Source organism: Curtobacterium poinsettiae, from assembly GCF_025677645.1.
Classification (GTDB): Bacteria; Actinomycetota; Actinomycetes; order Actinomycetales; family Microbacteriaceae; genus Curtobacterium; species Curtobacterium poinsettiae_A.
This window is the reverse complement of the sequence record NZ_CP106879.1, coordinates 1,254,805-1,273,643: the sequence shown is the minus strand read 5'-3', so window position 1 is coordinate 1,273,643 and position 18,839 is coordinate 1,254,805. Positions and strand designations below refer to the sequence as shown.

The 18,839-nt window shown below is 70.5% G+C and carries 20 protein-coding genes; 11 read left to right on the top strand and 9 right to left on the bottom strand.

Annotated elements, in window-relative coordinates; genetic code table 11:
• Positions 1 to 83: 83 nt before the first annotated feature.
• Together mtnN and OE229_RS06330 are read right to left on the bottom strand one after the other, a co-directional pair.
• Positions 84 to 791, bottom strand: a complete 708-nt coding sequence (gene mtnN, locus OE229_RS06335; RefSeq protein ID WP_084741295.1) for a 5'-methylthioadenosine/S-adenosylhomocysteine nucleosidase — start codon at positions 789 to 791, stop codon at positions 84 to 86.
• Between the two features lie 57 nt (positions 792 to 848).
• Positions 849 to 1,793: a serine hydrolase domain-containing protein gene (locus OE229_RS06330; protein WP_262137024.1), complete on the bottom strand. Its 945-nt coding sequence runs from the start codon at positions 1,791 to 1,793 to the stop codon at positions 849 to 851.
• A gap of 75 nt (positions 1,794 to 1,868) precedes the next feature.
• Here OE229_RS06330 and OE229_RS06325 point away from each other — a divergent pair, with 75 nt between their 5' ends.
• Positions 1,869 to 2,201, top strand: coding sequence for a hypothetical protein (locus OE229_RS06325; RefSeq protein WP_262137022.1), 333 nt, complete (start codon positions 1,869 to 1,871; stop codon positions 2,199 to 2,201).
• A 29-nt stretch (positions 2,202 to 2,230) separates the two neighbouring features.
• Here OE229_RS06325 and OE229_RS06320 read toward each other — a convergent pair whose 3' ends face one another.
• Positions 2,231 to 2,524: a hypothetical protein gene (locus tag OE229_RS06320; protein WP_182066184.1), complete on the bottom strand. Its 294-nt coding sequence runs from the start codon at positions 2,522 to 2,524 to the stop codon at positions 2,231 to 2,233.
• Positions 2,525 to 2,680: 156 nt separating this feature from the next.
• Positions 2,681 to 3,283 (bottom strand): TetR/AcrR family transcriptional regulator, encoded by a 603-nt coding sequence (locus tag OE229_RS06315; RefSeq protein WP_262137019.1) that lies wholly within the window; start codon positions 3,281 to 3,283, stop codon positions 2,681 to 2,683.
• Between the two features lie 154 nt (positions 3,284 to 3,437).
• Here OE229_RS06315 and OE229_RS06310 point away from each other — a divergent pair, with 154 nt between their 5' ends.
• From OE229_RS06310 to OE229_RS06295, 4 genes are all read left to right on the top strand, one after another.
• Complete coding sequence (locus OE229_RS06310; protein WP_262137017.1) at positions 3,438 to 4,382, top strand: alpha/beta hydrolase family protein; 945 nt, start codon at positions 3,438 to 3,440, stop codon at positions 4,380 to 4,382.
• Complete coding sequence (locus tag OE229_RS06305) at positions 4,379 to 5,356, top strand: SDR family NAD(P)-dependent oxidoreductase (protein WP_262137015.1); 978 nt, start codon at positions 4,379 to 4,381, stop codon at positions 5,354 to 5,356. The genes OE229_RS06310 and OE229_RS06305 overlap by 4 nt, the downstream gene beginning before the upstream one ends.
• 62 nt (positions 5,357 to 5,418) lie before the next feature.
• Positions 5,419 to 5,874: a GNAT family N-acetyltransferase gene (locus OE229_RS06300; protein ID WP_262137014.1), complete on the top strand. Its 456-nt coding sequence runs from the start codon at positions 5,419 to 5,421 to the stop codon at positions 5,872 to 5,874.
• 53 nt (positions 5,875 to 5,927) lie between these two features.
• Positions 5,928 to 7,394 carry an SDR family oxidoreductase gene (locus tag OE229_RS06295; protein WP_182066179.1) on the top strand — a complete coding sequence of 489 codons (1,467 nt, stop codon included), beginning with the start codon at positions 5,928 to 5,930 and terminating at the stop codon, positions 7,392 to 7,394.
• Between the two features lie 25 nt (positions 7,395 to 7,419).
• Here OE229_RS06295 and OE229_RS06290 read toward each other — a convergent pair whose 3' ends face one another.
• From OE229_RS06290 to OE229_RS06275, 4 genes are all read right to left on the bottom strand, one after another.
• Positions 7,420 to 7,878, bottom strand: coding sequence for a MarR family winged helix-turn-helix transcriptional regulator (locus OE229_RS06290; protein ID WP_262137013.1), 459 nt, complete (start codon positions 7,876 to 7,878; stop codon positions 7,420 to 7,422).
• A complete protein-coding gene (locus OE229_RS06285) occupies positions 7,875 to 9,134 on the bottom strand; it encodes an FAD-dependent monooxygenase (RefSeq protein ID WP_262137011.1) in 1,260 nt (419 codons plus the stop codon). The genes OE229_RS06290 and OE229_RS06285 overlap by 4 nt, the downstream gene beginning before the upstream one ends.
• An 89-nt stretch (positions 9,135 to 9,223) precedes the next feature.
• Complete coding sequence (locus tag OE229_RS06280; RefSeq protein ID WP_262137009.1) at positions 9,224 to 10,675, bottom strand: sugar porter family MFS transporter; 1,452 nt, start codon at positions 10,673 to 10,675, stop codon at positions 9,224 to 9,226.
• A gap of 107 nt (positions 10,676 to 10,782) precedes the next feature.
• The gene (locus OE229_RS06275; RefSeq protein ID WP_262137007.1) at positions 10,783 to 11,778 is read right to left on the bottom strand and encodes a LacI family DNA-binding transcriptional regulator; all 996 of its coding nucleotides are present in this window, start codon (positions 11,776 to 11,778) and stop codon (positions 10,783 to 10,785) included.
• Positions 11,779 to 11,931: 153 nt separating this feature from the next.
• On the opposite strand from OE229_RS06275, the gene OE229_RS06270 reads away from it, so the two are divergent.
• The 6 genes from OE229_RS06270 (at position 11,932) to OE229_RS06245 (ending at position 17,667) form a co-directional block, all read left to right on the top strand.
• A complete protein-coding gene (locus OE229_RS06270) occupies positions 11,932 to 13,002 on the top strand; it encodes a Gfo/Idh/MocA family oxidoreductase (RefSeq protein ID WP_262137005.1) in 1,071 nt (356 codons plus the stop codon).
• Between the two features lie 47 nt (positions 13,003 to 13,049).
• The gene (locus OE229_RS06265) at positions 13,050 to 13,814 is read left to right on the top strand and encodes a TIM barrel protein (protein ID WP_262140095.1); all 765 of its coding nucleotides are present in this window, start codon (positions 13,050 to 13,052) and stop codon (positions 13,812 to 13,814) included.
• 2 nt (positions 13,815 to 13,816) lie between these two features.
• Positions 13,817 to 14,482: a GntR family transcriptional regulator gene (locus tag OE229_RS06260; RefSeq protein WP_262137003.1), complete on the top strand. Its 666-nt coding sequence runs from the start codon at positions 13,817 to 13,819 to the stop codon at positions 14,480 to 14,482.
• Between the two features lie 191 nt (positions 14,483 to 14,673).
• Complete coding sequence (locus tag OE229_RS06255) at positions 14,674 to 15,663, top strand: substrate-binding domain-containing protein (RefSeq protein WP_262137001.1); 990 nt, start codon at positions 14,674 to 14,676, stop codon at positions 15,661 to 15,663.
• Between the two features lie 79 nt (positions 15,664 to 15,742).
• On the top strand, positions 15,743 to 16,783 hold the full coding sequence (locus OE229_RS06250; protein WP_262136999.1) for an ABC transporter permease: 1,041 nt from the start codon (positions 15,743 to 15,745) through the stop codon (positions 16,781 to 16,783).
• A complete protein-coding gene (locus tag OE229_RS06245; protein WP_262136997.1) occupies positions 16,783 to 17,667 on the top strand; it encodes an ATP-binding cassette domain-containing protein in 885 nt (294 codons plus the stop codon). The genes OE229_RS06250 and OE229_RS06245 overlap by 1 nt, the downstream gene beginning before the upstream one ends.
• A gap of 128 nt (positions 17,668 to 17,795) precedes the next feature.
• Here OE229_RS06245 and OE229_RS06240 read toward each other — a convergent pair whose 3' ends face one another.
• Positions 17,796 to 18,836, bottom strand: a complete 1,041-nt coding sequence (locus tag OE229_RS06240; RefSeq protein WP_262136995.1) for an NAD(P)-dependent alcohol dehydrogenase — start codon at positions 18,834 to 18,836, stop codon at positions 17,796 to 17,798.
• Positions 18,837 to 18,839 lie beyond the last annotated feature (3 nt).

Here is an 18,839-nt window from a genome sequence, read left to right as displayed (position 1 = left end):
GCGGGGACGGACGGGAGGCCCGGATCACCGTCGGCAGACCGGCGGCGGCGAGTCGCGCCTCCAGGCCGGAGAGCGGGGCGGGCTCAGGAACGCAGGCCGAGCACCAGGTCGTGGACCACGCGCGCTGCGCGCGCCGCCGCGTCGTCCAGGTGCTCGCGGAACTCGGCGCCGTCCGGCGCGCAGAGGTCGCTGATGCACCGGACCGACACGAACGGCATGTCGTGCACGTGGGCGAACTGCGCGATCGCTGCCGACTCCATGTCGACCGCGGCCACCTCGGGGAACGCGACCCGGAGTGCGCGGGCACGGCCCTCGGTCACGAAGACCTCGCTCGAGCCGATCGTCGCCGACCGCAGCGGCCACGCGATCTCGGCGCCCATCGCCAGCTCGACGAGCCGGGCGTCCGGCGCGTAGCCGGTCGGCATGCCGGGGACCTGGCCCAGGGCGTAGCCGAACGCGGTGGCGTCGGCGTTGAGGTTCACGTACCGGTCACCGACCACGACGTCACCGATGGCGACGCCGTGCATGAGCCCGCCGGCGGTCCCGACGCTGATGACCGGGATGCCCGGGCCGAAGTCGTGGAAGCCGTGGGCGACGGCGGCCGTGGCGTTCGTGAAGCCGATGCCGCTGCGGCGCACGACGACCGTGGCGCCGCCGATGTCGAGCAGCTGGTGCGGGTCGTGGCCACCGACGGGGCCGTCGAGGACGGGGACACCGCCGAAGAGGTCGGCGAAGGCCGAGACCTCTTCGCTCATGGCCGCGATGATGATCGCGACGGGTTGCTGCTGCACTGACCGATCCTCCCACGCCGGGCGCGCGCGGACGTGCAGGCCGGGTCGTCGCGGTCGCTACCGGCGGGGGTCCTGGCGGGCCAGCTCGTCGGCGACGAAGGCGGCGAGCGCGTCGGCGCCGAAGTGGTCGTCGGCGGTGATGGTGACGACGGTGCCGGTGCCGGAGTCGGAGTTCGCCGCGGGCTCGTCGAACAGCAGCATCTGGCCGTACGCGCCGTGCAGCCGCCAGAGTCGGCCGGGGCCACCCCACCCGGCCATCGCGTACCGCTCGTAGCCGGGGCCGGTGCCCTCGCGCTCCACCCAGTCGGTGTGCATCGCGTCGCACCACCGCGCGCCGACGATCCGCTGTCCGTCGACGACCCCGCGGTCGCGGATCAGGCGTCCGATGCGGGCGAGCTCCTCGGTGCGGAGTGCCAGCCCCTCGCCGCCGGCGACGAACCCGTTCGGGCAGCGTTGCCACTCGACGTCCTGGATGCCGAGCGGGGCGAACAGCCGCTCGGTGACGAACGCGCCGACGTCACCGACCCGGGTCTCGAGCACGCGCATCGCGGTGTAGGTGCTGGCGTTCGCGTACTGGAACACCCGGCCGCGGGACGGTCGCCGCAGGAACTCGGCGGCCAGGTCCGGCCAGTCCGTCAGCTCGGAGGCCGACCACGGCATGTCGATGCCACTCGCCATGGTGAGCAGGTGCCGGAGGGTGACCCGGTCGACGCCGGGGCCGAGCGCGAGGCCGCTGCCGACCAGGGACGTCGCAATCGGTTCGTCGAGGTCGACCAGGCCGTCGTCGGCCGCGATGCCGGTGGCCAGGACGCAGACGCCCTTCGCGGCGGAGTGGACCTCGCGGCGGACGTCGGGGGTCCAGTGGTGCTCGGCGACGTCGTCGGCGGTGCCGTCGGTACCCGGAGCCGCGGTCCGCGTGTGCACGTGGATGCCGTGCGCGGCGAACCCCGTCGAGTCGATGTGGCGAACGACGGCGTCGAGGATGGTCGCGGCGGTGTGCACACCCCATCCTCTCGTGTCCCTTCGTGGCTGAGCGGCTGCGGGCCCGGGCAGGGGCCGCCGCGTACCGTCCGGCTCGTGTCCGACGAACAGCCCCGCCGCCCCGATCCCACCCGCGTCGGCGACCAGCCCGCACTCCGGACGGCGTCGGGCTCGAACTGGCTCGTGTGGGGAGCCGTCACGGCCGTCATCGTCGCCGCGGTGATGGTGCTCATGGCGATCCGAGCGCCGGCGATCGGCTGGCCGGCGCTGCTGCTCGTCGTCGCGTTGTTCGTGGCGATGGTCGTGGTGCGGGCGGCCATCCGTCCACGACGTGCACGACTCGTCACCCTGGCCGCACTCGACCTCGGCATCGTGGCCGTCGGCCTGGTGGCGACCCTGGCGGTCCTGTACTCGACGCCGGCGGGCTGAGCGCCCGCGCGACTGAGCGCCCCAGCACCTCAGCGCCGGACGAGCACCCCGGCGACGAGTCGGAGCAGCAGGGCGACCACACCGACCGCGGCGATCCCGACCGACACGACCGTCGCCATCAGCATCCGAAGGCCGTCCGGCACGGCCGTCTCGTCGGACGCGGGGAGGAACGCCGACGCGACGAACACGCACCCCGCGGCGATCAGGAACAACACCCCGATGATCGTCACGGCCCGCAGCGCGGTCGGCACCGGTTCGTGGTCACCAGGACGAGCCGGACGGGCCCGGGCCCCCTCGGTCTCCCAGTCCGCCGGTTCCGTCATGGTGGTCCCCCTTCGTCGGAACGATCGTAGGGCCCGGCCCGGGCGGCACGGGCGCCGGTGCGGCCCGAGGCGGCAGCGACGACGGACGGGAGGCGCGTCACGGGCCCGCCCCGCGCCTCCAGTCCGACGCCGGTCGCGACCAGTGCGCGTGGCCGGCTACGCGCTGTCGGTCGCCGTCGGCTGCGCCTGCCGCAGCCCGGTGACCAGGAGCGTCACGATCGTCCGGACGTCGTAGTCGGGGTCCTCGGGGCTCCACGCCACCAGGTCGCCGACGGCCCGGAGCAGCTGGTAGGGCGGGGTCGGCGCCGCCACCTCACCGGACTCCCGCGCGGCGTCGAGCAGCCGTCCGAGCACAGGCACGAGCTCGTCGACGAACAGGGTGTGCAGCGCCGTGAACCCGTCGGCGTCGCCCTCCCAGACGCGCGCCAGACCGTGCTTGGTTCCGAGGAAGTCGACGAACTGGTGCACCCAGCGCAGCAGGGCGGCGAACGGTGTCGGCTCGGAGTCGAGCAGCGCCGGCCCCGCGTCGACCAGGGCCTCGATCTGGTGCCGGTAGACGGCGACGACCAGGTCCGAACGGGTCGGGAAGTGCCGGTAGAGCGTGCCCACCCCGACACCGGCGGCGGCGGCGACCTCGCGCACCGGTGCTCCGACGCCCGAGGCCGTGAAGACCGCGGCAGCGGCGTCGAGGATCGTGCGCTCGTTGCGCTCGACGTCGCGACGGCGACGCGGCACGGGGTCGGTCGACGGGGTGCTCATGCATCGATCATCGCACGCCACCGACGCGATGCGGAACAGCGATCCGCTTTCTCTTGCAATCCGGATCGTTGTTCCGTATCGTTCCGGAACGTCGCTCCGTTTCGAGTGACAGTCGCCCCATCCGAGGGCGACACCGCTTTCAGGAAAGGCCCCCATGGCACCCACAGCACCTCGACCGCAGGTCATCAGCGTGCGCCCCGTCACGCTCTCGGCCCCTTCACGTGGTCAGGACCTCGAGGTCCGCATCACCGCACCGACGACCGGCACGGACCTGCCCGTCATCGTCTTCGCCCACGGCTTCGGCCAGTCCATGACCGGCGGCGACCCGCTGGTCGACCACTGGACCGCGAACGGCTTCGTCGTCGTCCAGCCGACGTTCCTCGACGCGAAGGCCTACGGACTGACGCTCGACGACCCGCGGTACCCGACCATCTGGCAGACACGGGTCGACGACCTCGAGCGGGTGCTCGACGACCTCGACCAGATCATCGACGCGGTCCCCGGCCTCACCGGACGCGTCGACACCGCGCGCATCGCGGCGGTCGGACACTCGTGGGGCGGACAGTCCGTGGGCATGCTGCTCGGGGCCCGCGTCCTGGACGCCGACGGACGGCCGGGTGAGGACCGCACCGACCACCGCCTGCGTGCCGGGGTCCTGCTGTCCACCACGGGGATCGCGCGCGGCGACCTCGTGCCGTTCGCGCAGGAGCACTTCGCGTTCATGAGCCCCGACTTCAGCCGACTGCACACCCCGTCGCTCGTCGTCGCCGGCGATCACGACCAGTCCCAGCTCTCGACGCGAGGCCCGGACTGGTTCACCGATGTCTACCACCTGAGCCCCGGTGCGCGGCACCTGGTGACCGTCCACGGCGGGGAGCACCTGCTCGGCGGGATCCAGGACTACGAGTCGACCGCCACCACGGACGAGAGCCCCGAACGTGTGGACCTCGTCCGCCGCACCACGACGGCGTTCCTCCGCACCGAGCTCGGCCTCGACCCCGACGCGTGGTCGGCGATCGTCGACGCCGTCGGCCCTGCCACCGCCGTCGGCTCTGCTGCCGCCGTCGGCCACATCGAATCGAAGGAGCACCACTCGTGATCACCGACCAGCACCCCCTGCCCACTCCGTTCACCGCCGCATCCACCGCCGCCGACGTCCTGCACGGCATCGACCTGACCGGCCGGAACGTCGTCGTGACCGGCGGACACAGCCGGCTCGGACGCGAGACCAGCCGCGCCCTCGCGGCGGTCGGCGCCGACGTCACCGTCGCGTCCCGTGACGTCGACCGGGCATCGGCAGCCGTCGCCGACATCCCGGGCATCCACGTCGAGGCCCTCGACCTCACCGACCCGGCGTCGGTCGATGCCTTCGCCACGCGCTGGTCGGCCTCCGGCCGCCCGCTGCACATGCTCGTGAACAGTGCCGCGATGCTCTTCACCCCGGACCGCCGGCTCGACGGGCGCGGCAACGAGCTGGCGTTCTCGACGACGCACCTCGGGCACTTCCAGCTCACGCGGGCGCTCCTCCCCGCCCTCCTGGAGGCCCGTGGTGCGCGGGTCCTGACCGTCACCTCCGGCGCTGCCCGGTTCGGCGAGATCCGGTGGGACGACCTGACGTTCGCCCGCGAGTACGACCCGGTCACCGCCTACGGGCAGTCGAAGCGGGCGAACGTCCTGTTCACGGTGGAGCTCGACAGCCGGTACGCCGACCAGGGCATCCGTGCTTTCGCCGCGCACCCGGGCGTCATCATCGGGCCCGGCCCGCACGACCCGACGGTGCTCGCGTCGTACCGCGAGCAGGGGCTGGTCGACGACCACGGGGTGACCGTCATCGACCCCGAGGTCGGCAAGAAGACCGTCGAGCAGGGCGCAGCGACGCTCGTGTTCGGTGCCGCGAGCCCGTTGCTCGACGGCGTCGGCGGGGTCTACCTGAAGGACAGCGACGTCGCCGTGATCGACGACCGGGTCCTGCCCCTCACCGCGGACCGCATCCCGTCGGTCGCGAACTCGGCGATGCTCGACGCCGACGATGCCCGGCGACTGTGGGAGGTCAGCGAGGGGCTCCTGGCCTGATCGTGGTCGGCCGGGGGGCCTCGTCTACTCATCGTCCTCGTCGTCCTCGCTACTGTGTGACGGTGCTGACCGTGCGGATCGAGAGCCCCCGGCAGGACGACGTCCTGCACCTGCTGCAGCAGGGCGACGACTACGGACTGAGCCTCTACGCGGCCGAGAACTACCACGCCCTCGACGTCGACGATCTGGACCAGCCCGACGTCACGTTCCTGGTGGCGCGCGAGGACGGTACCGCCCTCGGCACGGTGGCGCTCGTCGACGCCGGTGACGGCACCGGCGAGGTCAAGCGCATGTTCGTGAGCGACGCCGCGCGTGGGCTCGGCGTGGGGACGCGGCTGCTCGACGCCCTGCACGACCGGGCCCGTGCGGTCGGCATCGGGACCGTCCGGCTCGAGACCGGCCTGCCGCAGGCCGCGGCCATCGCGCTGTACCGGAAGGCCGGGTACGCGGACATCCCGCGGTTCGGCCCGTACGTCGACGACCCGACGAGCGTGTGCATGGAGCGGCAGCTCGGCTGATCGGCGCGCAGCAGCTCGTCTGTTCGGCCCTCGGTCCCGACGTAGGATCGCGTGTGAGCTCCGAGCACCCCGAACCCAGCGGCATCGACCCCGACGACCTGAGCGTCGCGCTCCGGGTGCTCGAGCAGCTGCCGTCGATCGACGAGACGCATCCGGACTTCATCCGGGTCCGCCAGGCCACCGCGAAGATGTTCAAGGCGGTCAAGCGTGCGCACCGTCTCGAGAAGCGCAGCGTCATCGCCGAGGCCGACCGTCGGGTGATCGCCGCCACCGCCACAGGTGCCGCCGACCGGATCGACGACGAGACCCGCGGCGTCCCGATCAGCACCTCGACCGCGTCGACGACCGCCGGCACGCTGCTGAAATCGCGGCCCTGCTACATGTGCAAGCAGCACTACACGGTCGTCGACGCGTTCTACCACCAGCTCTGCCCGGCGTGCGCTCGCATGAGCCACGCGAAGCGCGACGCCCGGACGGACCTGACCGGCAAGCGGGCGCTGCTCACCGGTGGCCGCGCGAAGATCGGCATGTACATCGCCCTCCGGCTGCTGCGCGACGGCGCCCACACCACCATCACCACGCGGTTCCCCCGAGACGCCGTACGCCGGTTCGCGAGCCTGCCCGACGCCGCCGACTGGATGGACCGGTTGAAGGTCGTCGGCATCGACCTGCGCGACCCCGCGCAGGTGATCGGGCTCGCCGAGGACGTCGCCGCATCCGGTCCCCTCGACATCCTGATCAACAACGCGACGCAGACCGTGCGCCGGTCGACCGGGGCCTACCAGCCGCTGGTCGACGCGGAACTCGCGCCGTTGCCCGACGGACCGCTGCCCGAACTCGTCACCTTCGGGCACACGAACGACCAGCACCCGCTGGCGCTCGCCCGCTCGGTGGCCGCGCACCCGATCCTCGCGGCGGCCGCAGCCCGAGCCGACGAACTGACGGAACAGGCGATGGCACCGGGATCGAGCTCGCTCGAACGGCTCGCCCTGGGCACCGCGATCGACGCCGGCGGCCTGGTCCCCGACCTGCACGACGAGAACTCGTGGACGCAAGCCGTCGACGAGGTCGACCCGCTCGAGATGCTCGAGGTCCAGCTGGCCAACACCACGGCACCGTTCATCCTGATCTCGAAGCTCCGCCCCGCGATGGCCGCGAGCACGGGACGCCGCACCTACGTGGTGAACGTCAGTGCCATGGAAGGCGTGTTCGGCCGCGCCTACAAGGGGCCGGGACACCCGCACACGAACATGGCGAAGGCCGCCGTGAACATGCTCACCCGCACGAGCGCGCAGGAGATGTTCGAGACCGACGACATCCTGATGACGAGCGTCGACACCGGCTGGATCACCGACGAACGGCCGCACCCCACGAAGGTCCGGCTCGCGGAAGAGGGCTTCCACGCGCCGCTCGACCTGGTCGACGGGGCGGCCCGTGTCTACGACCCGATCGTCCGAGGCGAAGCGGGCGAGGACGTGTTCGGCGTCTTCCTGAAGGACTACGCGCCCAGTTCGTGGTGACGGGCGGCTGACCGGACCGGTCCCGTCAGCGCTCGGGCGCGGCCGTCTCCTGCGGCAGGACAGCGGCGAACCGCAGCAGGAAGTCCCGCACCGCCGTCAGCGTTGCGTCGTCGTACGAAGCGAGCGCCGCGTCCAGTTCTGCGGCGCGTGCCCCGAGGAACCCGCTACTGCGCTCTCGGGTCAGCTCGGTGACGCGGAGGGTGACGATCCGGCGGTCCGTGCTCTCACGGCTCCGCTCGACCAACCCGCGCTCCTCGAGTCGGTTGACCAACGCGTTCGCCGCACCCGAGGTAATCCCGATCCGCCGGGCGAGACGCGTGCCGGTCATCGGCTCGCCCTCGTTCTCGGCCCAGAGGATCTCCCCCAGCGCGACGCCGTCCGACGTCGGCAGCTCCATCCACGCCGCGAAGTGCAACGCCGACTCCTGGTACCGGACGGCGTAGTGGCGGAGCGCCTCGAGGGTCTGGGAGCGCAGGTCGGTCATGCGACCGATTCTCCCGCGTTCGGTGCCCCCTGCAGTGTCGGGTAGTGCGGCAAGACGGGGACGTGCTTCTCGCTCGTCAGCAGGTACTTCTGGGCGAAACCGCGGACCGGACCGAGGGACGCCACCCGGAACACCGTCCGCATCGCGCGGACTCCGGTCGTCGACGACGGGTGCAGCAGGCGTGCACCGCCGCGGGGCAGGCCCTGGGCGCTGTCGGCGTACCCGCGGAGCAGGTCCTCGTAGCGCGCGAAGGCGTCCGCGATCGCGAAGCCCGTGCCGGGCTCGATCGTCCGCGCCAGCTCCCCGGCCAGGATGTGTGCGCCGACCAGTGACAGCGTGGTGCCCATGCCGGTCGGCCCGGAGCCCCAGGCAGCGTCACCGAGCAGGGCGATCCGACCCTTGCTCCACCGCGACACGACGACCTGCTCCATCCGCTGCGTGTAGAACTCGTCGGACCGCTCGGTGAACCCGTCGAGGATCCGCTCGGTCTGCCACCCCGCTCCCCGGAAGCGCTCGCGCAGGATCCGCAGCTGCACGTCGACGGGGAGCTGCTCGAAACCCATCGGCTCCGACTCGAACGACATGCTCGCCCGGATCGTCCCCTCGTTGTCCGGGCGGATCGACGCGACACGTCCACGCGGTGCCGTGTACCAGTCCCAGTGGTCGGTGTCGCTGCTGATCCGGTCGATGGTGCCGTAGGTGATGCTGACGCCGAAGTCGCGGTACTCGGTCTCGTCGGCGAACAGGATCCGGCGGCTCCGCGAGCTCCTGCCCTCGGCGACGACGACCAGGTCGAACCGCTCCGGAGCGCCGCTGTCGTACCGGACGTCCACCCCGGTGTCGTCCTGCTCGGCTCCGGTGATGAAGTCCCCGTAGCGGCGCTCGATCGTGTCCGGCAACGCATCGACGAGGATCCCGGCGAACGTCCCGCGCAGGATCTCGATCTCGGCGGTCGGGCCGTCCTGCCCCTCGGCCTTCGGGAACGTGGCGTACGGGGCACCCTCGTCGTCCACGTACCGGGTGCCCGCTTCGCCCGTGAGGTGTTGCATCACGGTGTCGCGGAGACCCATCCGCCGGAGCACCTCGTGCCCCGGTCCGCGCACGTCGATGTTCTGACCGGTGGTGCGCTGCTGTGGCGACCGCTCCAGCAGGGTGACGTCGAACCCGGATCGATCGAGCCCCCACGCCAGTGCGGGTCCGGCGACGCTCGCGCCGGTGATCAGGACGCGCGGTCGGTGGTGGGGCACGGTCGCCATGGGTGATCCTCTGCTCGTCGGGCAGCGGAGTGCTGCCCCGCCGATCAGAGTACCTTCACTGTGATATCACTTCACGGCAGTAGTACAGGTCACGAACGGGGTGTGCGGACGTGGATGGACCCTGTCGTGACGTCTTCTTCGAGCTGCTCGAGGGTGGCGCCGTGGGTCTCCGGGAGCTGCTTCGTCACGAAGACCAGCGCGACCGCGTTCACCACCGCGAAGGCGAAGAACGAGCCGGTGATGCCGATCCCGTTGACGATCGTCGGGAAGGAGAGCCCGAGGAACGCGTTGGTGATCCAGAGCATGAACACCGACACCCCCATGCCGAACGCCCGCATCTTCAGCGGGAAGACCTCGGACAGCGTCACCCAGGTCGCGACGTTGAGGAAGGTCTGCATCGAGCCGACGAAGGCGACGATGAGCACGAACAGGACCCACGGTCGCGCCGGATTGCCGGCGGGGAGCAGCAGAGCGCCGAGGCCGATCAGCAGGTGGCAGAGGGTGGTGAGCGCGTAGCCCGCGATGAAGGTCTTCCGGCGACTGACGTGGTCGATCATACGGAGCGCCACGACCGCACCGATCACGGAGATCACACCGGGAGCGATGTTGGCGATGAGCGCAGCGCTCGATGAGAAACCCGCCTCCTTTAGGACGGTTTGGCCGTAGTAGAGGATCGAGTTGATGCCGGTGAGCTGCTGGAAGACCCCGATCCCGATGCCGATCAGCACGATGCGGACGAGCCACTTGTTCCGGAGGATGCTGCGCCAGTCCATCTTGACGACCTCCGCGTCCGCACTCGCGACCTGCGCGATGTCCTGCACTTCGGCCTCGGCGCGGTCCTTCGAGCGGATGGTGGCGAGCACGCGCAGCGCCTCGTCCGTGCGTCCGTGATCGACCAGCCAACGGGGCGATTCGGGCATCCGGAGCATGCCGACGAACAGTCCGATCGCGGGCAGGATCTGCACCGAGAGCATGATCCGCCAGACACCGTTGCCCTCGCCGAGGGTGTTGCCGATGATCGCGTTCACGACGAAGGCAGCCAACTGGGCGGAGACGATCATCATCTCGTTGCGACCGGCGAGCGAACCGCGGATCTCGTACGGCGCCAGCTCCGCGAGGAACACCGGCACGACGGTGGACGCGCCGCCGACCCCCAGACCGAGCAGGGACCGGCCGATGACCATCACACCGAACGTCGGAGCGAAGACACAGACGAGGGTGCCGACGAAGAAGAGGGTGGCGAGGAGGATCAGCGTCTTCCGCCGTCCCCACGCGTCCGACAGGCGACCACCCAGAATGGCGCCGACGGCGGCGCCGAAGAGCAGGGAGCTCGTGACCACCCCCTCGGTGAGCGGGGTGAGCCCGAGCTCGCGGACCATCGGGTCGAGGGCGCCGTTGATGACGCTCGTGTCGTACCCGAAGGCGAGGCCACCGAAGGTCGCGACGAGGGCGACGACGCCCAGGCGCTTCCGGTGTGGCCCATGCGTGAGTGGGGGCAGCGGGACCCGCTCGGCCGGGGTGCGGTCGGTGGTGCTCGACATGGGAACTCCTTTGTCCTGACAAGGCGACGACGAGGACAGTAGCACGTGCTAGTCGCCGTGGACAGTACTCACCCGACGGTCGAGCGCAGCGCAGCGCCTCGGAGCGACTAGGAGCGTGCCGGGCCCGTGCTGCGGCGGATGACGAGTTCGGGCGCATCGCGGCGGGCCACGCGCTCAGCCCCGGGGGAATCGATGCGTGCGGTGACGGCGTCGAGCGCTTGCGCCGCGAGCCGCCGCGGATCGTGACGGACCGTGGTCAGCTCGACGTAGGGCAGGCGCGCGACCGAGCTGTCGTCGAACCCGACGATCGAGACGTCGTTCGGGACGGCGATCCCCCGACGGACGAGCGTGCCGAGCACCCCCGTCGCGCACCGGTCGTTCGCGGCGAGGATCGCGGTCGGGAGATCCGGCCGGGCGAGCAGGACCTCTGCTGCATGTGCCCCGGCCTCCTCGGTGTACTCGGCCTCGACGACGTCCGGAGCGAGGCCTCGTCCGGTCATCGCCGCGCAGTACTCGCTCCGCCGCTCGGCGGCGTTCGGACCCGCCCCGCCGGTGACGTGGGTGATGGCGCGGTGCCCGAGTCCCACGAGGTGGTCGAGGAGCAGGGCGATGCCGATCTGGTCGTCGACGCGGACGTCGTCCACCGGGCCGTCACTGCGCGGGCCACCGAGCTGCACGACCGGGATCCGCTCGGGCAGGTCGGAGATGCGGGAACCGCCTCCGTCAGCGGCGAGGACGATGAGGCCTTCGATCCGCTGCCCCAGCAGCTCAGCGACGACGCTGCGCTGTGTGCGCTCGGCGGTCAGCGGCCCCAACACCAGGGAGTACCCCCTCGACGAGGCCTCGCGCAGCAGCGCTTCGACGAGGTCGATCTCGAACGGCTCGTGCATGGTGAAGAGGACACCGAGCTGGAAACTCCGGTGCCCGCGGAGGACCCGAGCGGAGGCATCGGGGTAGTAGCCGATCTCCTGCGCCACTTCTCGCACGCGCCGCCTGGTCTCGCCGCTCGCGCCGGGGAGATCGCGCAACACGAGCGAGACGAGCTGACGAGACACTCCCACCTTGTCAGCAACGTCCTTCATCGTCGGGCGCTGTTCGGGCACACCCCATCGTGGCACGCGCCCGGCCGTTTGCCGTGGACGACGCGAGCGACCGCGAGGCGGACGTGTACTGGCACGTGCGCCTAGCACGTGCTACCTTGCCCGCACCGGCTGCTGTGCAGGACAGCGCCGCACAACGATGTGCTGGAGGCACCCATGACCCTCTCCACCCCCGTCGCCGAGGCCTCGTCCGGCCGAGCCGGCCCGACCCGCCCCGTCCGGCTGGGGCTGATCGGCTCCGGTTGGATCGGCGCGTTCCACGCCGAGTCCATCGCCCGTCGGCTCCCTGGTGCAGCCCTCGCCGCGGTCGCCGACCCCGTCCCCGGTGCCGCACAACGCGTCGCCGGCCCGCTCGGAGTCGACAGGACGTTCCTCGACGCCGCCGAACTGCTGGCCGAGCCGGACATCGACGGCGTCGTGATCGCTTCTCCGGCGTTCACACACACGGATCTGGTGGTCCGCGCCGCAGAGGCGGGCAAGGCCGTGTTCGTCGAGAAGCCGATGGCCCTCACACTCGAGGACGCCGACCGCGCCATCGCTGCGGCGTCGAGCGCCGGCGTCCCCTTGCAGGTCGGCTTCAACCGCCGGTTCTCCACCGACTTCGCCACCGCCGGGCGGGTCGTCCGTGACGGCAGGGTCGGCACTCCGCAGCTGCTCCGGTCGCTGACGCGCGACCCCGGGCTCGCGAACCCCGGGGCCGTCAAACCGTGGACCATCTTCAACGAGACCCTCATCCACGACTTCGACACGCTCAACTGGTTCAACGCCGGCGCGAAGCCGGTCGAGGTCGTCGCCCTCGCGGACGCACTCGTGGCTCCCGACTTCAAGGACGGCGGCCTGCTCGACACCGCCGTCGTCACGATCCGCTACGACAACGGTGCCATCGCGGTCGCCGAGGCGAACTTCTCGGCCGTCTACGGGTACGACGTCCGCGGCGAGGTCTTCGGCGACGCCGGCATGGTCACGGCGGGCGACGTCCGCGCGACGTCCATGCGCTACTACGGTGCCGACGGCGAGTCGACCGACACCACTCGACTGAACATCGACCTCTTCCACCAGGCGTACACCGACGAGCTTGCCTCGTTCGCCGAAGCGGTCCGGACCGGCGAGGTCGTCGGCGCCCGCGGCGAGGACGCCAGGGCAGCCCTCGCGATCGCCCTCGCCTGTCGCGCATCGGTCGAACGGAACACGGTCGTGCGCTTCGGCGAGGACGGGGGCGTCGCGTGAGTGTGCCGACCGAGGCTCGGGGCGTGACGCTCGCCGCGTCGGCGGAGATGCTCTTCACCGATCTCCCGTTCGAGGAGCGGGTGCGCGCGCTCGACGAGCGGGGGTTCCAGGTGGAGATCTGGGACTGGACGACCAAGGACCTGGCCGCCCTGGCGGACACCGGAGCGACCTTCTCGTCGATGACCGGGTACTTGGCAGGCAACCTGACAGACGAGGACGGCATCGCCGAACTCCTCCGCACCGCGGAACAGTCACTCGAGGCCGCCGCCGTCATCGACAGCCCCCGTCTCAACCTGCACGGCACCGGCCTCGATGGATCCGGGCTCCCCGTGCTCCCCCGCGAGACGGTGTCGGCGGCCGATTGGTTGACCGCGGCGAACACGCTCGAGCAGGTCGCCGCACTCGGTGAGCGAGCCGGACGCGTCTTCACGCTGGAGAACCTGAACACCGCGGTCGACCACCCCGGCACGCCGTTCGCCCGCGCGGCCGACACCATCACGCTCGTCGAGGCGGTCGACAGCCCGTACCTCCGGCTCAACCTCGACCTGTACCACGCGCAGATCGGTGAAGGGAACCTCATCGAGCTCATCCAGCGAGCACAGCCGCTCATCGGAGAGATCCAGGTGGCCGACGTGCCCGGACGGTTCGAGCCGGGCACCGGCGAGATCGCCTACCCGGCCGTCGCACGGGCCCTGACACGCATCGGGTACACCGGCGTGGTCGGCCTCGAGGGCTGGGCACGCGACTCGAGCGAGGACGCCCTGGCAGCCTTCCGCCGAGCGTTCCCGGTGGCCGAACCCAGCGCTGTCTGAACGTGCCGTCGGACGCGTTCCCCGCCACCCCGGACGCCCTCCTGTGGCGGGGAATCGCGTCGGCGATCGAGCAGGCGATCACCAGCGGCTCGCTCCCCGTCGGCTCGCGACTCCCCGGGGAGCACGAACTCGCGGGCTCCTTCGGTGCGAGTCGACACACCGTCGTCCGCGCCGTTCGTCACCTCGCCGCTCAGGGCCTCGTCCAGCGACGTCAGGGCATCGGTACGTTCGTCACCACGGCGCAACGGATGCCGCCGACGACGACCGTCCGGATCCACGCCACCGAAGCCCTCGCCCTCCTGCCGGATGTCCCTTCCGGACCGTCCGTGCAGGTGACGGCCGTCGCGCACGGAGCAACCGTCGGACAGTTCCAGGTCACCCTGCACCCCGCCTCGTGGAAGACCCCCGACGAGCTCGCGGACATCGACGTCCTCGGCGGGAACCGTGGATGGGAAGGCTGCCGACGCCGGACGCGGGTCGACCTGGACCCGGCGACGACGGGAACGACCCTCATGCTGCGGATCCGCACCGACATCGCCGACCTGTTCACCGGTCGGACGTGCAGCATCGTCGCGCAGCTCTCGCCGAGCGTGTTCTCCGTCGAGTCCGCAGAGCCGCTCCAGGAGCAACGCACCACTGGTTCCGACAAAGAACAAAACTGGCACTAGCACGTGCGAGTTGCACGTGCTACTTTCCTCACAATCCTCAGCAGGAACGCCGGATCGACCCGGCGGCACCGCTCGGAGACCGGTCGGCATCGACGGAGATGTCACACCCGACGAGCCGGTCCCACAGCACCAGGCGCCCGCTCGTCCACCGCCGGACGACGGGATCGGAACACGAGACAAAGGAGTCCCCCGTGAAGCGCATCCCTGCACTCATCAGCCTGACCGCCGTCGTCGCAGCAGGAACCCTCGCCCTGGCCGGCTGCTCCAGCCAGGGCGGTCGCACGACGAACGATGCCGCTGGAGCCTCCAGCGGCGGCAAGAGCTCCGGGCTCACCATCGCCCTGGTCACACACGCGTCCGCCGGCGACACCTTCTGGGACATCGTCCGCAAGGGCGCCGAGGACGCCGCGAAGAAGAACGGTGTCAAGCTCGTCTACGCGTCGGACCCCGACGGGTCGAAGCAGGCGCAGCTCGTGCAGCAGTACACCGACCAGAAGGTCGACGGCATCGCCGTGTCGCTCGCGAAGCCCGACGCGCTGAAGAGCTCCGTCGAGGCGGCGACCGAGGCCGGCATCCCGGTCGTCTCCCTCAACGCCGGGAGCGCCGCCTACAAGGACCTCGGCATCCTCGCGCACTTCGGCCAGGACGAGGACGTGGCCGGTGCTGCGGTCGGTGACGAGCTCAAGGCGGAGGGCCTCAGCAAGCCGATCTGCGTCGTGCAGGAACAGGGCAACGTGGCACTCGACCAGCGGTGCGCCGGCATCAAGAAGGTCCTCCCCGACACCGAGACGCTCTACGTCAACGGCACCGACAACAGCGCCGTGCAGTCGACCGTCACCGCGAAGCTGCAGGCGGACGAGACCGCCGACTCGATCGTGGGCCTCGGTGCGCCGTACACCGCCGTCATCCAGAAGGCCGTCGCCGCAGCCAGCAGTGACGTGAAGATCGCGTCGTTCGACCTGAACGCCGACCTCGCGAAGAGCGTCAAGGACGGCGATGTGCTCTTCACCGTCGACCAGCAGCCGTTCCTGCAGGGCTACGAAGCCGTCGACTCTCTCGTCATGTACGAGCAGGGCGGCTTCGAACTCGGCGGCGGCCAGCCGACGCTCACCGGCCCCACCATCGTCGACCGGGACAACGTCGACGCCGTCCTGGAGTACGCGGAGCAGGGCATCCGCTGATCCGGCCCCGCGTGGGTCCGCAGCCGACGCTGCGGACCCACGCCGACCCTCCAGACCGGACCCGCAGAACGGAACCCTCATGACCACCGCAACCGCCATCCCGGCCGGCGACGAACGCATCGCCCGCCGCAGTCCACTCCGCAGAGCCCTCAGCCGTCCCGAGGTCGGTGCCGTCGTCGGGGCGATCGCGATGTTCGTGTTCTTCGCGATCATCGCTCCCGTCTTCGTGCAGGCCGACTCCATCTCCACCGTCCTGTACGGCTCGTCGACGATCGGCATCATGGCCGTCGGCGTCTCACTCCTCATGATCGGCGGGGAGTTCGACCTGTCCGCCGGTGTCGGCGTCATCTCGTCCTCGCTCACCGCGAGCCTGTTCTCCTGGTACTTCGCGACGAACATCTGGGTCGGCGTCGCGCTCGGCCTCGTCCTGTCGCTCGGCGTCGGCGCCCTGAACGGCTGGATCCTCGTCCGGACCAAGCTGCCCAGCTTCATCGTGACCCTGGCGACGTTCCTGATGCTCACCGGACTGAACCTCGCGATCACCCGCATCATCGCCGGCGGGGTCTCGTCACCCGACGTGTCACAGCTCGACGGGTTCGCCGTCGCACAGCAGGTGTTCGCGGCCGACATCCCGATCGGCGGCGTGAACGTGAAGGTCACCGTCTTCATCTGGGTGGTCCTCGTCGCGATCGCGTCGTTCATCCTGCTCCGGACCCGCGTGGGCAACTGGATCTTCGCCGTCGGCGGCGACGAGAACGCCGCCCGCGCGGTCGGCGTCCCCGTCACCAAGACCAAGATCGGCCTGTTCATGGGCGTCGGGTTCTGCGCCTGGATCGCCGGGATGCACAACCTGTTCGCCTTCAACGTCGTGCAGTCCGGCGAAGGAGTGGGGAACGAGTTCCTCTACATCATCGCCGCGGTGATCGGCGGATGCCTGCTCACCGGCGGGTACGGATCGGCACTGGGCGGAGCGATCGGTGCGTTCATCTTCGGGATGGCCAACAAGGGCATCGTCTACGCGCAGTGGAACCCGGACTGGTTCAAGTTCTTCCTCGGGCTGATGCTCCTACTGGCCACGATCATCAACCTCATCGTGAAGAAGCGAGCGGAGCAGAAGTGATGACCGACACACCCACCACCGAATCCGTCGCAGTCCCGGTCTCCGACAGCTCCGAGACCGTCGCCGGCGCACCGCACCTGATCTCCCTGCGCGACGTCGGGAAGCACTACGGCAACGTCATCGCGCTGTCCGACATCTCGATGGACGTCGACGCAGCCCGCGTGACGTGCGTCCTCGGTGACAACGGTGCCGGCAAGTCCACGCTGATCAAGATCATCGCCGGCCTGCACGAGCACTCGGCCGGGACGTTCTCCATCATGGGTGAGGACCGGAGACTCTCCTCGCCACGCGAAGCGCTCGACGCCGGCATCGCCGCGGTCTACCAGGACCTGGCGGTCGTGTCGCTCATGCCCATCTGGCGGAACTTCTTCCTCGGCTCGGAGCTCCGGAAGCGCCTCGGAGTGCTCGACGTCCAGCGGATGAAGGACATCACGAAGCACGAACTACTCGAGATAGGCATCGACCTGCGCGACGTCGACCAGCCGATCGGCACCCTGTCGGGCGGTGAGCGTCAGTGCGTCGCCATCGCCCGGGCCGTCTACTTCGGCGCCAAGGCCCTGATACTCGACGAACCCACCGCCGCACTCGGGGTGAAGCAGTCCGGGGTCGTGCTGAAGTACATCCTCCGAGCGCGCGATCGTGGTCTCGGCGTCATCTTCATCACCCACAACCCCCACCACGCCTACCCCGTCGGCGACCGGTTCCTGCTGCTCCGACGGGGCAAGAGCATCGGCTACTTCGAGAAGGACGAGATCACCCTGCCGGAACTGACCGGCATGATGGCCGGCGGTGCCGAGCTCGAACAGCTGGCGCACGAGCTGGAGCAGATCGGCGGGCAGGGCGAACGCATCGAGGAGATCCGAGCCGCCGAGCGGACCGACTGACCACGGCGTCGACGGTGCCGCCGACGACCGGTCGGCGGCACCGTCGTGGGACGTCGACGGGAGCTCGAGCTCCGGCTCGAGCGCGGTGCGATACGACGCCGCGCGGCGCGGTGCGGCGCGGCGCGGCGTCAGATCGTGTTGGCGTCCAGCACGAACCGGTACCGGACGTCGCTCCTCAGTATCCGCGTGTAGGAGTCGTTGATGTCCGACGCGGCGACCGTCTCGATCTCCGCGCCGAGGCCGTGCTCCGCGCAGAAGTCGAGCATCTCCTGGGTCTCGGCGATGCCGCCGATCATGGAACCGGCGAGTGCCCGGTTGCCGGCGACCAAGGAGAAGGCGTGCAGCGGCAGCGGCTCGTCGGGGATGCCGACCATGACCATGGTCCCCTCGGCGTGCAGGAGGCCGAGGTAGGCGCTGAGGTCGATCGGGGCGGACACGGTCGACAGGATGAGGTCGAAACGGCCGGCGAGCTCGGTGAAGATCGCCGGGTCCGACGTCGCACGGTAGCCCGCCGCACCGAGACGCAACCCGTCCTCCTGCTTGCTGAGCGTCTGGGACAGCACCGTGACCTCTGCGCCCATGGCGTGGGCGATCTTCACCGCCATGTGGCCGACACCGCCGAGCCCGACGACCGCGACCTCCTTGCCGGGGCCGGCGTTCCAGCGTTTCAGCGGAGAGTACGTGGTGACGCCCGCGCAGAGCAGCGGTGCAGCGACGTCGAGCGGAAGGGCGTCCGGGATGCGGAGGACGAAGGCCTCGGTGACGACGACCTGCTTCGCGTACCCGCCGTACGTCGGCTTCCCGTCGCGGCCGATCGCGTTGTACGTGTCGGTGGCACCCCGGAGGCACTGTTGCTCCTGGCCTGCGAGACAACGCTCGCACTCGCCACAGGAGTCGACCAGGCACCCCACGCCGACACGGTCACCGACCTGGTGCGCGGTGACCGCGGAGCCGACGGCGGCCACGGTGCCCGCGATCTCGTGTCCCGGGACCATCGGGTACGTCCCCGGACCCCACTCGTCGCGCGTCAGGTGGATGTCGGTGTGGCACAGGCCGGTGAACCGGACGTCGATGAGGACGTCGTGCGCACCGAGTTCCCGGAGTTCGACCGTCGTCGGCTCCAAGGGGGCTCCGGCGGCTGCAGCGGCGTAGGCGGGGACGATCGGCATGGG